Below are 15,643 nucleotides of genomic sequence, written 5' to 3'. Positions count from 1 at the left end.
GGCCCCCGCCCCCGGCCCTCAGGCGACCTCTTCCTCCGCCTCCAGGTGTGTGGCGACGAGCACGGCGAACTCCTCCGGCGTGGCGATGCGTACGCCGAGGCCCTCCGCCTTGGTGCGCTTCGAGCCCGCCTTCTCCCCGGCGACCAGCAGGCTGGTGCGCCCGGAGACGCTGGACGAGGATTTTCCGCCCGCGCGCTCGACGAGTTCGTTCATCTGGTTGCGGGAGAGCTTCTCCAGCGCTCCGGTCATCGCCCCGGTGACCACGACGGTCATTCCGGCCAGCGGCAGTTCCGGCCCGTCGTCGGCGGTGGTGCCGTTCCCGTCGGCGGAGGCGGCGTCGGCGGCCGGCTCCTCGGTGCCGGGCTCCTGGGTGCCGGGCTCCGGCGGCGGGGTGGCGCCCGGCTCGGTCATGTTGACTCCCGCCTTCACCAGCTTCTCGATCAGCGGGGCCAGTTCGACCAGTTCGGCGACGACGGCCGACGCCTTCTCCGTACCGATGCCGTCCACCCGCTGGAGCGTCTCGGCGTCGGCCGCGACGATCCGGTCCATCGTGGCGAAGTACCGGGCGATGCGGCGGGACATCGAACGGCCGGTACCGCGTATGCCGAGGGCGCAGAAGACGCGGGAGAGCGGGCGGGAGCGCGCCGTGTCGAGGGCCGCGAGGAGGTTGTCCGTGGACGTCTCCCCCATCCGCTCCAGGCCGAGCAACTGCTCGCGCTCCAGGGTGAAGAGGTCGGCGAGATCCGAGACGAGTCCGGCTTCCACGAGCTGGACGACCCGGGTGGCCCCGAGGCCCTCGATGTCGAGCTGGTCCCGGCCGGCGGCGTACGAGAGGGAGGCGACCAGCCGGCAGTCGCGGCCCCGGACGCACCGCCAGCGCTGCTCGCTCGTGTCGATCGCGGAGCCGCACTGCGGGCAGACGCCGGGGAACTCGATCGGCGTCTCCTCCCCCGTCCGCAGGTGGACGGCGGGCGCCTCCACGCGCGGGATGATGTCGCCCGCCTTGTGGACCATCACCATGTCGCCGACGCGCAGGTCACGGCGGGTGATGTCGGCGGGGTTGTGCAGGGTGGCGAAGCCGACCGTCGAGCCGTCGATCTCCACGGGTTCCAGCACGGCGCGCGGGGCGATGATGCCCGTGCGGCCGACGTTCCACTCGACGGCGAGCAGGCGGGTGACCTTCTCCACGGCGGGGAGTTTGTACGCGATGGCCCAGCGCGGCGCGCGGGTGCCGTTGCCCGCCTCGCGCTGGTCGGCGGCGTGGTCCGCCTTGATGACGATGCCGTCGATGCCGAAGGCCAGGGAGGCCCGGAGCGCGCCGATCTCCTCCACCCGTGCCAGTACGTCCTCCACCGTCCCGAGGGTGCGCGGGGCGACGGGGGTGTCCGCCGCCGTGTGCACGCCGAGGCCCGCGACGTACGCGAGGACCTCGCTGTGCGGCAGTTCCCGCAGACGCTCCGCGAGGTCGCCGGAGTCCGGCAGCGGGAGCGCGCCGTAGGCGAAGAAGGTCATCTCGACGCGATAGGGCCGGTCCTTGGCGCGCAGGGTGCCTGCGGCGCCGTTGCGCGGGTTGACGAAGGGGGACGCGCCGTGGGCGGTGCGGACGGTGTTGGCCTGCTCGAACTGCTCGGTGGTCATGAGTATTTCGCCGCGCATCTCGATGGTGACCGGCGCCGCGAGCTCCTCGGGCAGTCCGAGGACGGTCCCGATGGCGTGCGAGACGTCCTCGCCGGCGGTGCCGTCGCCGCGGGTGACGAGGCGTTCCAGCCGTCCCGCGCGGTAACGGGCGGCCACCGCGAGGCCGTCGAGCTTGGGCTCGACGCTCCATGCCTCGACCGGTCTGCCGATCCGGCGCTCCAGCGAGGCTGTCCAGGTCGCGAACTGCTCGCCGGAGAAGACGTTGTCCAGCGAGAGCATCGGGACGGTGTGGGGGACGTCCCCGACCGCCGCGCCGCCCGCGACCTTGCCGGTGGGCGAGTCGGCCAGCACGTCCTCGGGATGCGCCGTCTCGTAGGCGGCGATCGCTCGCGCCAGCCGGTCGTACGCGTCGTCGTCGAGCGCACTGTCCCCGGTGGCGTAGTACGCGGCGGCGGCGCGGGTGGCCTCCTCGACGGCGGCGGCGTAGGCGGTGGCGTCGGCGAGCGCGACGGCTGAGTTCGTCATGGCCACCATCCTGCCGTCCACCACTGACAACGAGCCGCGCGGACGGCGGCGGCCGGTTCCCCCGCCCGGGGATCACTCCGAAGATCACCTCCGAAGATCACCTCCGAAGATCACCTCGTTGCCGGCTCACCGTCCGGGCCGCAGCCGGTCCCGGTATAAATGCTGCATGACTGCCGATGTGTCACCTCCCGTGCGTCCCGCGACCCTGGAGGACGTTGCCGCGGTGGCCGGTGTCTCCCGCGCCACCGTCTCCCGGGTGATCAACGGGGCGACCACGGTCGATCCGGTGCTGCGCCAGGTCGTCGAAGAGGCGGTCGCCGCCACGGGGTACGTGCCGAACCGCGCGGCGCGTTCGCTGGTGACCAGGCGCACCGACTCGATCGCGCTGGTGGTCTCCGAGCGCGAACGCCGCGCGGTGGCCGAGCCGTTCGTGGGGCGGATGTTCTCCGACCCGCACTTCGGGCGGGTCGTCACCGGTCTGCTGGACGTGTTGCGCCCGGCGGGCATCCAGATGGTGCTGATGCTGGCGGACGACGCGGTCTCCCGGGGGCAGTTGCTGTCGTACCTGCGGCAGGGGCACGTCGACGGGGTGGTGTTGATCTCCTCGCACGCCGACGACCCGTTGCCCGGGCTGCTGCACGGGACCCGGCTGCCCGCCGTGCTGGCGAGCGCTCCGGCGCAGCCCACCCCGCTCACGCACGTGGAGGCCGATCAGCACGCCGGGGCGGGTCTCGCGGCGGACCATCTGGTCGCGCTGGGGCGCAGGCGGCTGGTGACGGTGGCGGGCCCGCAGGACCGGCCCGCGGGACGGGCCCGGCTGAGCGGGTTCCTGGAGGCGCTGGCGGCGCACGGGATCACGGACGTGCCGAGCGCCGAGGGCGACTTCACGCACGCGGGCGGTGCGTCGGCGATGAAGCGGCTGTTGGGCGAGCGCCCGGACCTGGACGGGGTGTTCGTCGCGTCGGACCTGATGGCGCTGGGCGCGCTGCCGGTCCTGTTGCGGGCCGGTCTCGACGTGCCGTCCGACGTCGCGGTGGTGGGGTTCGACGACAGCAGTGCGGCGCTGGCCTGCGATCCGCCGCTGACGACGGTGCGCCAGCCGGTGGAGGAGATGGCGGCCGAGATGGCCCGGCTGCTGCTGCGGCAGATACGTACCTCCGACGGGCCGGCGCCGTCCGTCGTCTTCCCTTCGGTGCTGGTGGGCCGGGAGTCGGCCTGAGGGACGGGGCGCCGAAGGGCCCGCGCCGCGGTCAGCCGCGCGGGCCGCGGGCCGTCGTGCCGTCCGCTTCCGGCCGTACGGCGTCCGCGCCCGGGCGGCCCGCTGCCTCCCGGGCGCGCGGAACGGGCCGGTCGACGTGCGAAACGCCCGCGAGCCCCTCGGGGCGCAGCGGCACCTGCGGCCCGGAGGGTTCCCGCAGCCAGCGCCTGAGCACCCGGTGGACCGCCTCGGCCCCGACCGGGCCGACGTGCGGCGCCGGGACGGGCGCGGGCTTCCCCACCGCGACCGTGTGCGGCACCGGGCCCTGTTCGGGCCGCTCCGCCGCGCCGGGCGCCGGTGCTTCGTCGGCGAGCGCGTCGAGGGGGTCGGTCATGCCGCGCGGCCACAGCAGGAAAGGCCGTGACTGCGGGCCGCCGAGCCCTCCGTGCGAACCTATCTGCTCCTCGAAGGCGTGTACCTGCCCCGTCGCGGGGTCGTACATCGAGTTCACCATCACGTCGGCGACGTGCGGGAAGGTGTCGGTGCGGCGTACCGCGTCCGCCGCACCGGGACCGAAGCCGGCGAGCGGTCCCTCGTCGTCCCGCAGCTCCGCCACCGGCACCTCGGCCCCGCCGGCTCCGAGGACGACCGAGCCGTGCTCCTCGCTGCGGACCAGCAGGAAGCCGATCCCCGGGTGGTTCGCCAGGGTCCTGAGCAGAGCGGGGTGGCGGCGGTCGAGCTCCTCGCGGGAGGCACGGCCCCCGATGCCGGGGAACGAGATCAGGCCGAGGTTCCCCGAGGCGAGCACGACCGGGTCCGAGGCGGCGACGGCGGCGGGCGCCGCCTCGGTCTCCTGCACGGGCCGGTGGAGCGCGATGCGCACCGCGTCGCGTGCCTCGGACGCGCTGAGGGTGCGCTGCGCGCGTCGGGGTACGGGGAGGCCGCAGCCCGCCCGTACGAGGTCCTTCAGGGTCAGCCCGTACCGTCCGGCGAAGGTCTCCCCGACGCTCTGGCCGTGGTCGGAGAGGAGCACGATCCGGTACGCGCGGGGGGTGTGACCGGTGATCTTGGTGATGAGGGCGAGGGAGCGGTCGAGCCGGGCGAGGACCTTGTCGGCGTCGCGGCTGTACGGCCCGGAGTGGTGGGCGACCTCGTCGTAGGCGACGAGGTCGGCGTAGACGGCGGTCCGTCCGGCGAACATGTCGCCGATGACGGCGGCGACCACGACGTCGCGTTCGACGACGGTCGCGAAGGCCCGTATGAAGGGGTAGAGCCCGCCGCGCTTGACCCTCGGATGCTCCTTGCGCAGCCGCGACCGGGTGGACTGGCCCATCTCGCGGCCGACCTCGGCGACGAAGGAGAGCGCGGTGCGGACGGCGTTGGCCGGGTCGGAGAAGTAGGCGAAGTAGCCGGCGCGCGACCTGCGGCCCTTGCCGAACCGGCCGGCCATGGAGAGGACGAGGGCGAGCTGGTCGGCTCCCCCGCTGAATAGGTTGCCCCGGCTGGCCCCGTCGAGGGAGAGCAGGCCGGCGTCGTGGGTGCGCGCGACGGCCCGGCGCTGGAGTTCGAGAGCGCTGGCGGGGCGGCTGGAGACCATCACGGTGCCGGTCTCCTTCTCGTACCACCGGAAGGCCGGTACGTCGTGGTTGGAGCCGTGCAGCAGGGCGAGCTGGCTGGCGCCGGTCTGGCTGGACCAGTCGGTGCGCCAGGGGGTGAGCCGGTGGCCTTCGGGGTCGGCGAGCCAGCCGGCCACGGTGGGCATCAGCCCGGCGGTGGCGGCCTTCGTGAGGACGTCGTGGCCGACCCCGTCGAGCTGGATGAAGACCGTGCCCGGCGGACCGCTCCGGCCGTCCCCGGCGTCGCCGGGGACGCGCTTGCGCCGCCGGTCGGCGAGGCGGGAGAGCCGCCGCCGGTAGGCGTCGTCGTCCCGGACCGCGAGGGCGGTGGAGGCCGCCGATGCCACGGCGGACATCACCGCGGCGACGGCCACGGCGGTCTCCGGGTTCGCGGTGCCGCGTCCGTCCGGGATCAGCCAGAGGGCCACGAGCAGCAGGGAGCCGTTGAGGAAGAAGACCAGCGCGCCGAGAACCAGCGCGGGGACCACCAGCAGGGCTCTGACCACGACGGGCCAGACGAGGGCGGAGAGCAGTCCGAAGGCGCCCGCTCCCCAGGCGGCGGTGAACGCGGTCTTGGTGATGGTGTCGCCGTCGTCGGACTGGAGCTGGAAGTCGGGGAGGACTCCCGCGAGGGCGAGCATCGTCAGGGTGGAGACCGCCCACACGGCCGCCACCCGCAGCAGGGCACTGCCCGCCCTGCGCCATCGCCCGGCTCCCACGCCCGCTCCGCCTTTCCGTACGTCCGGGCCGGTCGGTCCGAGGCGTGCCCCGGGACACCCTTCAGGGCCCGCCCACCAGCTTCGCACAGCCCTTCTGCGAGGTTCACGGTCCGGTCCGCGGGCACAGGTGTACGTCCCGTGGGAGGGGGCAGACCCCGGGTCGGCGCCCGGTGCGGGAGGCATAGGCTCGTACCGGCTCGTCGGAGCGTGCCGAGCCCGGAACGCCGGTACGAGAAGCGTCCGGGCGGGCGGAAGTAGCAGAGGAAGAGGAGGCGGGGTGCCGGTGGAGGTCACCTGGTGGGGGCATGCCACCTGCACGATCGAGGATTCCGGCGTGCGGGTGCTGACCGACCCGCTCTTCGTGCGCCGGTTCGCGCATCTGCGCCGCCGCTCCGGCGCCGTTCCACCCGCGTCGGCGGCGCTGGCCGACGTGGTACTCGTCTCCCACCTCCACTCCGACCATCTGCACCTGCCGTCGCTGGCCAGGGTCGCCTCCGGCACCCGGCTGATCGTGCCGGAGGGAACGCTCCGCGCGGTGCCCGGTCTGCTGGTGGTGCGGCGGATGCGGGACCTGCGGATCACCGAGGTGGCGCCCGGCGACGCGGTACGGATCGGCGGGGTGACCGTACGCGCGGTGCCGGCCGAGCACGACGGCAGGCGCCTCCCGGTCGGCCCGCAGCGGGTTCCGGCGCTCGGTTACGTGGTGGAGGGCGAGGCGCGTACGTACTTCGCCGGGGACACCGGTCTGTTCGAGGAGATGGCGAAGGAGGTGGGTCCGGTCGACGTGGCGCTGCTGCCGGTCGGCGGTTGGGGGCCCCGTCTGGGTCCCGGCCATCTGAACGCCGCACGGGCGGCGGAGGCCCTGGCCCGGCTCGCTCCCCGCTCGGCGGTACCGGTCCACTGGGGTACGTTCTGGCCGATCGGGATGGACGGGGTGCGTCCGCACGAGTTCCACTCGCCGGGCTCCGAGTTCGTGCGGCAGGCGGCGCTGCTGGCTCCCGAGGTGGCGGTCCATCTGCCGGCGCACGGCGAACGGGTTCTGCCGGAGGTCCGCCGGTGATCATGGATGATCTGGTACGGCTGCCGACCGAGGGGACCCAGCAGGCCGTCGGGTATCCGACGCTCTTCGCGCTGGTGACGCTGGGTTCCCTGGTGCCGGTGGTGCCGACGGGGGCGCTGGTGAGTTCGGCGGGCGTGGTGGCGTTCCACCAGTCCTCGCCGTTCTCCCTGCTGTACGTCTTCCTGACGGCGGCGACGGCGGCGTTCCTCGGGGACATCTGCCTGTACTGGCTGGGCAAGCGCGGGGTCCGGTCGAAGAACGGGTCGAAGTGGCTGAAGGTCATCACCGACCGGGCCGCCCCGGAGCGGCTGGCGCAGGCGCAGCGGAAGCTGGACGAGCACGGGGTGATGGTGCTGGTGCTGTCGCGGCTGGTCCCGGCGGGCCGGATACCGGTGATGCTGGCGTGTCTGCTGGGCGAGATGCCGCTGCACCGGTTCGCCCGGGGTGATGTTCCGGCGTGCCTGGCCTGGGCGGCCACGTATCAGCTGATCGGCATCCTGGGCGGCTCGCTCTTCCCCGAGCCGTGGCAGGGGGTGGTGGCCGCGGTGGCGCTGACGCTGCTGATCAGCGGCGTGCCCGCCGGGTGGCGCGGCCTGCGGGCACGGTTCGGGCACTGACCCGGCCGCCGGGAGACCTCGCCCCGGGCGGCCCCGTCAGAGTCCCGGGCGGCCCCGTCAGAACGTGAGGCTGACGCCCCTGCCCGCCTCCCGCGCCCCGGCGTACGCGACGGCTGCCGCGGCCACGTCGAGCGCGGCATGCCCGGTGGATTTGAAGACCGTCAGCTCGGCGACACCGCGACGGCCCGGATGGCTGCCGTCCAGGACCTCGCCGAGGAGGGTGGCCCGGCCGGGGTCCAGGCCCTGGAGCTCGTGGGCGCCGGCGGGCAGCGGGGCGGTGACCGCTCCGGCCCACTCGACGAAGAGCGAGCCCCCCTCCACGGTCGGCCCGTCCAGTTCGGGTCCGTGCGAGCCGCCGACGGAGCCGACATGGGCGCCCTCGGCCAGCCAGGAACGACGGATCACCGGTGCACGTGCGCCGGTGCAGCAGAGCACGGCGCCCGATCCGCGCACGGCGCCCTCGACGGTGTCGGCCGTGGCGCGCGGATGCCGGGCGGCCAGGGAGCGGGCGCGCTCCGGGTCCCGGCCGCCGACCACGACGGAGGTGTCGGGGTACTGGCGCGCCAGCAGGTCGAGCTGGGCCGCCGCCTGCGCGCCGGTGCCGAGCACGGCGATCCGGTCCACGTCCGGGCCGGCCAGCGCGCGCAGGGCGAGCGTCGCGGTGGCGGCGGTCCGCACGGCCGTGATGCTCTCGGCGTCCATCACCGCCAGCGGCCGCCCGTCCTTCTCGTCGAAGAGGGCCACCACTCCCCGGTGGGAGCTGCGTCCGGGGACCGCGGGGTCGGCGAAGACGGAGACAAGCTTGGCGGCGAGGCCGAGGCCGGGGACGTGGGCGGGCATCACACCGAGCAGGCCGGCGGGTGCTTCGGCGGCGATCCTCGGCGGTGCGGACACCGTCCCGCGCGCCACCGCGACGAGGGCGTGGGTGAGCGCCTGGGCCAACCGGTCCGGGTCGAGCCCGGCGCGGGTCCGCGCCGCGTCCAGTACGAGCACCTCGTCCGTCATCCCTTCTCCCCCTCGTCCGTCCGCTCCCCGGGTTCCGCCGCCGTGCCCACGCCCAGCAGCTCCGCGACGGCGGCGGCGGCGTCCCGCAGCGCCTCGCACAGCGCAGCCAGTGTCGGCTCGTCGAACTCCGCGTCGGGTCCGACCACGGTGAGCGCGCAGAGCGGCCGGCCGGGGCCCGCGAGGACGGCGCGGCCGACGGAGGCGACCAGCGCCTCGTTGCGGCCGCGCTCCACCGCGAACCCGGTGCGCTCCACCGTGGCCAGGTCGCCGAGAAGACCCTCGGGGCCCTGCATCGGGTGTCCGGCTTCCGCGGCGGGCCGCAGATAGGGGGCGCGAGCCGCGGGCGGCAGCGCGGCGACCAGGGCCAGCGGCCCGGCGAACCGGTGTACGGGCAGCGTCCGGTCCGTGAGCAGGCTGATCATCTCCAGCCGGGCGGGCCGGACCGCGTCGAGCACCCGCGAGCGGTCGTGCTCCAGCACTTGGAGGTTGACCATCATGCCGGTACGGCCGGCGAGCGCTTCGAGGATCGGACGGGCCAGCGTCACCAGGGAGTTGGCGGCGGCGGTGCGCGAGAGCCGGAGGGCGGCGGCGCCCGGCAGGTAGTGGTCGCCGGAGCGCAGCACCCAGCCTCGGCGGACCAGGTCGGCGAGGACCCGGTAGGCCGTAGGCCGGTGCAGCCCGACCTCGTCGGCGATCTCGCTCAGCCGGAGCGGACGTTCGGACCGCGAGACCGCCTCCACGAGGTCCAGGGCCTTGTCGACGGCCGAACTGGCGGACTTGGGCATCCCCGGTCCCACCCCTCTCCTCAAGTCGAATCCCCCCGGGACTTCTTACGGCAAACCCTTGCCGATCACGGGAGTAAGGACGGTAGCGTATGTTTCCACAGACGGAACCAGTATGACAACAGTTGTAATCAGCAGGCCGCCCGGTGCGGCAATGACGGAGAGGTGTGCTCCCGATGGCTCACGAGGATGTCGGTGCTCCCGCCCCCTTCGCCGCCCCGGCGGAGGGAACGGTGGTGCTGTACCGGGGTGCCACGCTGATCGACGGCACCGGCGGCGCCGCGCGACCGTCCACCTCGATCGTGGTGGACGGTGACCGCATCCGGACGGTCGCGCCGGACGGCGAGATCTCCGTCGCCCTCCTCGCGGAGGCCGAAGTCGTCGACCTGCAGGGCGCGTTCGTCGTGCCGGGCCTGATCGACTCGCACCAGCACATCGCGACCCCGCCCAACCGCCCGGTCGCCGAAGCCGCGTTGCGCCGCCAGGTCTACGGCGGCGTCACGGCGATCCGCGACATGGCCGACGACCTGCGGCACGTCGCCGACCTGGCGCGCTCCACGCTGGTCGGGGAGATCCCCGGCCCGGACATCCACTACGCGGCGCTGACCGCCGGTCCCGGGTTCTTCGACGACCCGCGCACCTGGCAGGTCTCGCAGGGCGCGGTGCCCGGCCGTGTGCCGTGGATGCAGGCCATCACGGAGGAGACCGACCTGCCGCTGGCCGTCGCCCGGGCCGCCGGTACGTACGCCGGCGCCGTCAAGATCTACGCGGACCTGCCGGGCTCGCTGGTCTCGGCGATCACCGCCGAAGCGCACCGGCAGGGGCTGGCGGTCTGGGCGCACGCGGCGGTGTTCCCCGCCTCCCCGGCCGAGGTGGTGGAGGCCGGGGTGGACTCGGTCTCCCATGTCCACCTGCTGGTGCACGAGTTCGCGGGGCGCGCGCTGACCACGTACAAGGACAAGCCGCCGGTGGACCGGGACCGCTTCCTGGCCGGTGACGATCCGGAGATGGCCGGGCTGTTCGCCCGGATGCGGGAGCGGGGCACGGTGCTCGACGCCACGAACACGCTCTGGGAGTGGCTCGCCGACGACGCGGACACCCCCGAGGAGAAGGCCAGGGCGCGGGACAACGCGGAGCTCTCGGCGGCCCTCACGGCGCAGGCGTTCCGGGCGGGGGTCGAGATCAGCACGGGCACCGACTACGAGACCGCCCCCGGGCAGCCCTACCCCTCGGTCCACGACGAACTGGTCTTCCTGGTGGAGCGGTGCGGCATGCCCGCCGCGCAGGCCATCCGGTCGGCCACCCTGGTCGGGGCCCGCAGCATGGGCGCGGAGGACTCCATGGGGACGGTCGCCGAGGGCAAGCTCGCCAACTTCGTCGTGCTGAAGGACGATCCACTGGCGGACATCCGCAATCTGCGTACCGTCACCACGGTGGTGAAGCGCGGACTGCGCCTCGAACGCCCGGAATTCACCCGGGAGAGCACCCCGACGGCGGACACGGCCGACGCGTCCGGCACGACCACGAACCCGGAAGGCACGAACGGCCGATGACCACCACCTCCGTCCACGACATGCTGATCGTCAACGCCCTGGGCGAGCTGCAGAACCCCAATGCCCCCGAAGCCGCCGAAGGAGCGGGGCAGCTCCTGCAGACCATCGACGAGCTGGCCGTCGACGACCGGGCCATCGCCGAAGCACGCGCCTCCGGGATGAACGCCGTCAACATCACCCTCGGGTACGTGATGGGCGACATGCCTCCGTACGCGCACACCCTGCACGAACTCGACGTGTGGGACGGGCTGATCGCCGCGCATCCGGGGGATCTGCTCCACGTCCGTACGGCCTCCGACCTGTACCGCGCGAAGGACGAAGGCCGGATCGGGGTGATCTACGGTTTCCAGAACGGCGTGGCCGTGGGAGACGACCTCGGACGTATCGCGACCTTCCAGGAACGCGGCGTACGCGTCTTCCAGTTGACGTACAACCAGGCGAACCACCTGGGCGACGGATCGATGGCGCCGGAGAACCGGGGTCTGACCCCGTTCGGCCGCGAGGTGGTCGAGGCGGTCGGCGAGGCCCGCATGATGGTGGATCTCTCCCACAGCGGCGAGAACACCTGTCTGGAGGCGGCCCGGATCTCCGCCCGGCCCGTCTCCGTCAACCACACGGGGTGCAGGGCGGTCACCGACCTGCCGCGCAACAAGACCGACGAGGAACTACGGCTGGTCGCCGGACGCGGAGGCTTCGTCGGTATCTACTTCATGCCCTTCCTCAACCCCACCGGGCACGCCACGGCCGCCGACGTGGTCGAGCACATCGCCCACGCCGTGAACGTCTGCGGCGAGGACGCCGTCGGCATAGGCACCGACGGGCCGGTCACCGCCGTCGACGATCTGGACGCCTACGCCGCCACTCTCGCGGCGCACGTGGCCGAACGCCGGGCGGCGGGCGTCGGCGCCGCGGGCGAACGGGCCGACACCTACCCGTTCGTGGTCGACCTGCGGGGCGTGGACCAGTTCCGCGAGCTGATCCGGCTGCTGGAGAAGCGCGGTTACGGCTCCGGGCGCATCGAGAAGATCCTCGGCCGGAACTTCGCCGACTACGCGGAGCGCGTCTGGGGCTGACGCCCGGGCCGCACCCGGCCGTACACGGGGTCAGGCGGATTCACCGAGCGCGCGCGAGCCGCCGACGGGCAGGTCCCAGAGGCGCTCGCGCGGGTGGCCCGCGCGCTGCCAGGCGGCCCGCAACCGCACCAGCGGCTCCAGCACGGGCTCGGCGGAGAGCAGGAACGTCGCCCAGTGCATCGGCGCCATGGCCTTGGCGCCGAGGTCCTCGTACGCCCGCACCGCCTCCTCGGGGTCGGTGTGCACGTCGGCGAGCCACCACCGGGGCGCGTACGCGCCGATCGGCAGCAACGCCAGGTCGATGCCCGGGTGGTGGCGGCCGATTTCCCGGAACCAGTGGCCGTACCCGGTGTCCCCGGCGAAGTAGACCTTGCGCCCCGGCGACCCCGGGGCGTTCGTCGTGTCGGTGAGGACCCAGCCGCCCCAGAGCGACCGGCAGGTGTCGAGGAGGGTCCGTCGCGACCAGTGGTGCGCGGGGACGAACGCGAAGCTTACGCCCCGCAGTTCGGCCGTCTCCCACCAGTCGAGTTCGGTGACCCGGGTGAACTTGCGCCGCCTGAACCACCGGGCGAGCCCTGCGGGCACGAACACCGGCGTGTCGCGCGGGAGTCTGCGGATCGTCGGGGCGTCCAGGTGGTCGAAGTGGTTGTGGCTGACGACGACCGCGTCCACGGACGGGAGGTCCTCCCACGCCACGCCCACCGGGGTGATCCGGGCCGGGGTGCCGAGGATGCGCCGGGACCAGACGGGGTCGGTGAGGACGTTCAGCCCTCCGATGCGCACGATCCAGCTGGCGTGCCCGGCCCAGGTGACCGCGTCCTGGCCGGGCAAGGGCAGCGGCGCCGGATCGAACGGCAGCAGGTGGACACCCCTGAGACCTGCGGCGTCCGGGCGCAGCGAGCGTTCGCGGACCAGCCGGGTCATGGCCCTGATTCCCGGCAGGGGCGCGGTGAGCCGGTCGGCGAAGGTCTTCGGCCAGACACGCTCCCCGGCGGGCGGGCTCCCGGTCCGCGCGCCCGGTTCTCCTCGGGGCTCCCGGTCCGCCTCGGTACGGACAGGCCCGGTCTGTTCGGTCATCGCGGAGTCTCCCGTCACCGGAGTTCGTCGAAAGCCGCTGCGAACATGCTCAGCGCGTATCCGACGTGCGGCAATTCCAGCGGCGCCGCCGCCGTGAGGGACGCGGCCCGCTGGTCCGGGGTCGCTCCCACCAGGCCGCCGGTCCCCAGTCGTGCCCGCAGTGCCCCCAGCTCGTCCCCGAACCGGTGCCCGCCCGGAGTCGGGGCGCCCAGCCGTTCGGTGAGGTACTCCTCCAGCTCCATGGAGTCCGTCACCCCGCGCTCGGCCAGCCGGGTGCGCAGCGGCCCGAGGTCGGCGTAGAGGTGCCGGCCCGCCTGCGGGGGTCTCGCCAGTGCCCCGGTCGCCAGTACGGCACGGTGGGCGGCGGCGGCGACTTGCGCCTGGAGCCGTGCGGCCTGCCGGATACGGCGGGTGACCGCGTCCGGCTCCCGCAGGGCGTGCGCGGCGGCCCGGGCGACCGGCGTCGTGACGAGGGCGCCCAGCGCGGTGAGGACGTCGAGGGTACGGGCGCGGAGCACGGCACCCCGACGGGTGGCGGGAAAGCGTGCCACCGCGACGGGCCAGGCCGCCGGGGCGAGCGCGCCCGCCAGGTCGGTGAGGACGGTGACGTCGTCGGGGCACATCTCCGCGGGGCTGAGCAGCACGGTGTCGTGCGGGCGGTGCAGGGTGTCGCGCCAGGTCTCGTCGCTGATGATGTGGAGGCCCTCGGCGACGGCCGCCTCGCACGCCTCGCGGACGAGTTCGGGCGGCGCGACGGTGGCGGTGGGGTCGTCGGCCACCGAGAGCACCAGCAGCCGGGGGCGGCCGCCCTCGGCGCGTACCCGGCGGACGGTCTCCAGCAGGGCGTAGGGGTCGGGCACGCCGCCGCATTCGGCGGGGGTCGGCACGTGATAGGCGGGCCGGCCGAGCAGCCGGGCCTGCGGAATCCAGGCCGCCGGGCAGGGCCGGGGCATGAGGACGTCGCCGCCGTGCGCGGCGATGAGCCCCAGCAGCAGCGCCTGGGTGCCCGGGGCGGCGGCGACGTCCGCCGGTCCGCCGCCGAGTCCCCGCCGGGCCCAGTAGGCGCAGGCCGCCTCCCGGAGAACCGTTCCGCCACCCGGGGGTTCCGGCCGGGTGTCCCCGGCCGCGGCGGCCAGCACGCCGACGAGCTCGGGCAGGACGGGGAGCCCCGGCTCGGGAACGGGCGGGCCGTAACGGACCGGCCCGTGGTCCTCCCGCGCACCGTGCGGGCCGTACTCGGTCCGGTGCATGGCCCTCCTCGTCCGCCGCGATGCTCGTCCGCCTCCGCCCCACGTGCCGCTCTCAGGCCTTTATACGGAGGTTCCGGCCGGTGTGCCCGCCCGGCGGGCCGTCCCGGACAAGGCGTCGGCGCGCCCGCACGGCGGCCCGGCCCCGCATGCGGCGCGTGTTCCGGGGCCGGTCTCGTACCTGCTCCCCGCGGTACCTCGCGACGAATCCGTGCGGTCCGCGCCGCGACCGCCCCGGGGCCTCGCCCGGCCAGCGTCAAACCGCGTGGGAGGGCTCAACCAGCGGATTGCCGTGGGCTCTTGTCAGTCGTGCGCACTACACTCACCTCGCGTACACGATGATTCCCCGGGTGAAGTGAGAGCTCTTCTTGAAGATGTCCAGAGTCGGCACCCTGCTCGCCGCAGCCGCCGTCGCGCCCGCCTTCCTGCTGTCGTCCCCCGCGTCGGCGGCCGGCACGGGCGACCGCGCCACGGCTTCGGCCACGGACACCTCACCGTCGTCCTCGTCCTCGGAGGGTGAGGACCAGGAGGAGAACGACCGGATCGAGATCCTTCGCCTCATCGCCGCGGCCGGAAAGGGCTCCGTGGTGGCCGAGCAGGGCAGCGCGGCCATCGACGGGGGCGCGGACGCCATGCGCGCGTTCCTGACGACCGGCCAGTACACCGCCCGGGACCAGGACAACCGCATCGCCGTCGCGCGCATCATCGGCGTCGGCGGCCCCGAGGTGAAGCGGCAGGGCGGCAAGGCGCTCGAGGGCACGCCCGAGGACCGTGTCGCCTTCCTGGAGACCGGCCAGTACGAGGCCCGCGACGAGGACAACCGTGTCCTCGTCGCCCAGCTCATCAGCACCGGCGGCCCTCACGTGCGGGAGGCGGGCAAGGCGGCGCTCGATGGCACGCCCGAGGACCGTGCCGCCTTCCTGGAGACGGGTCAGCACGTGGCCCGCGACACGGACAACAAGGTGCTGGTCGCCCGGATCGTCCAGATGGGCGGACCCCACGTCAGGGAGGCCGGCGAAGCGGCGCTGAAGGGCACGCCGGAGGACCGCGTGGCGTTCCTGGAGTCGGGCCAGTACGAGGCCCGCGAGCAGGACGAGAAGGACGCCGCCCAGGCGGGCGACGGCGGCACCGACGGATCGACCGGAACCGACGGCGGGGCCGCCACGGGCAGCACCGCCCAGACCGGCGGGACTTCGGGCTCCGGCACGGTGTCCACCGGCGGCGGCACGGTCGAGCCGGCTTTCGACGGCAACGCCACGAGCAGTGGCAGCGCCGCCGCCGCTTCGGGCACCGCTTCCGCTTCCGGCGGTTCGGACGGCAACGGGATCGTGACGGCGCAGGGCGGCGGCCCGCTCGCCTCCACCGGTTCGGATCCCGGTACGAGCCTCGCGTTCGGCGGCGGAGTCGCGGCGCTGGCCGCCGGAGGCGTCCTGCTGGTCGCCGCGCACCGTCGTCGCGCCGGCTCCACGCGCTGACCCGTCGGCGCAACGACGCGACGGCCGTGCCCCTCACCGGTGGCGCACGGGCCGGACG

The 15,643-nt window shown here is 74.1% G+C and carries 12 protein-coding genes; 6 read left to right on the top strand and 6 right to left on the bottom strand.

Annotated elements, in window-relative coordinates:
- Positions 1-18: 18 nt before the first annotated feature.
- Positions 19-2,172: an NAD-dependent DNA ligase LigA gene (ligA, locus tag ACFWEP_RS07805; RefSeq protein WP_387367233.1), complete on the bottom strand. Its 2,154-nt coding sequence runs from the start codon at positions 2,170-2,172 to the stop codon at positions 19-21.
- Positions 2,173-2,329: 157 nt separating this feature from the next.
- Here ligA and ACFWEP_RS07800 point away from each other — a divergent pair, with 157 nt between their 5' ends.
- Positions 2,330-3,382: a LacI family DNA-binding transcriptional regulator gene (locus ACFWEP_RS07800; protein WP_387367230.1), complete on the top strand. Its 1,053-nt coding sequence runs from the start codon at positions 2,330-2,332 to the stop codon at positions 3,380-3,382.
- 31 nt (positions 3,383-3,413) lie between these two features.
- Here the strand turns inward: ACFWEP_RS07800 and ACFWEP_RS07795 are convergent, their stop codons facing one another.
- On the bottom strand, positions 3,414-5,696 hold the full coding sequence (locus ACFWEP_RS07795; RefSeq protein ID WP_387367227.1) for a phage holin family protein: 2,283 nt from the start codon (positions 5,694-5,696) through the stop codon (positions 3,414-3,416).
- A gap of 277 nt (positions 5,697-5,973) precedes the next feature.
- Between ACFWEP_RS07795 and ACFWEP_RS07790 the strand changes: the two genes are divergently transcribed.
- Both ACFWEP_RS07790 and ACFWEP_RS07785 read left to right on the top strand, forming a co-directional pair.
- Positions 5,974-6,756, top strand: coding sequence for an MBL fold metallo-hydrolase (locus ACFWEP_RS07790; RefSeq protein WP_387367224.1), 783 nt, complete (start codon positions 5,974-5,976; stop codon positions 6,754-6,756).
- Positions 6,757-6,758: 2 nt separating this feature from the next.
- Positions 6,759-7,373, top strand: a complete 615-nt coding sequence (locus ACFWEP_RS07785; protein ID WP_387367221.1) for a DedA family protein — start codon at positions 6,759-6,761, stop codon at positions 7,371-7,373.
- Between the two features lie 57 nt (positions 7,374-7,430).
- Here the strand turns inward: ACFWEP_RS07785 and ACFWEP_RS07780 are convergent, their stop codons facing one another.
- Positions 7,431-8,378, bottom strand: coding sequence for an ornithine cyclodeaminase family protein (locus tag ACFWEP_RS07780; protein ID WP_387367218.1), 948 nt, complete (start codon positions 8,376-8,378; stop codon positions 7,431-7,433).
- Positions 8,375-9,163, bottom strand: coding sequence for an IclR family transcriptional regulator (locus ACFWEP_RS07775; protein ID WP_387367215.1), 789 nt, complete (start codon positions 9,161-9,163; stop codon positions 8,375-8,377). The genes ACFWEP_RS07780 and ACFWEP_RS07775 overlap by 4 nt, the downstream gene beginning before the upstream one ends.
- A gap of 173 nt (positions 9,164-9,336) precedes the next feature.
- On the opposite strand from ACFWEP_RS07775, the gene ACFWEP_RS07770 reads away from it, so the two are divergent.
- Positions 9,337-10,713 (top strand): amidohydrolase family protein, encoded by a 1,377-nt coding sequence (locus tag ACFWEP_RS07770; RefSeq protein WP_387367212.1) that lies wholly within the window; start codon positions 9,337-9,339, stop codon positions 10,711-10,713.
- Positions 10,710-11,786, top strand: a complete 1,077-nt coding sequence (locus ACFWEP_RS07765; protein WP_387367209.1) for a dipeptidase — start codon at positions 10,710-10,712, stop codon at positions 11,784-11,786. The genes ACFWEP_RS07770 and ACFWEP_RS07765 overlap by 4 nt, the downstream gene beginning before the upstream one ends.
- 30 nt (positions 11,787-11,816) lie before the next feature.
- On the opposite strand, the gene ACFWEP_RS07760 is transcribed toward ACFWEP_RS07765, so the two are convergent.
- A complete protein-coding gene (locus ACFWEP_RS07760) occupies positions 11,817-12,863 on the bottom strand; it encodes an MBL fold metallo-hydrolase (protein ID WP_387367206.1) in 1,047 nt (348 codons plus the stop codon).
- A 14-nt stretch (positions 12,864-12,877) separates the two neighbouring features.
- Positions 12,878-14,113: an aminotransferase class I/II-fold pyridoxal phosphate-dependent enzyme gene (locus ACFWEP_RS07755; RefSeq protein WP_387367203.1), complete on the bottom strand. Its 1,236-nt coding sequence runs from the start codon at positions 14,111-14,113 to the stop codon at positions 12,878-12,880.
- A gap of 371 nt (positions 14,114-14,484) precedes the next feature.
- Between ACFWEP_RS07755 and ACFWEP_RS07750 the strand changes: the two genes are divergently transcribed.
- Positions 14,485-15,585, top strand: a complete 1,101-nt coding sequence (locus tag ACFWEP_RS07750; protein ID WP_387367284.1) for an ALF repeat-containing protein — start codon at positions 14,485-14,487, stop codon at positions 15,583-15,585.
- Positions 15,586-15,643: the final 58 nt, after the last annotated feature.

The sequence above is a fragment of the Streptomyces sp. NPDC060198 genome, assembly GCF_042728415.1.
GTDB lineage: Bacteria > Actinomycetota > Actinomycetes > Streptomycetales > Streptomycetaceae > Streptomyces.
This window is presented reverse-complemented; position numbering and strand designations above follow the sequence as displayed.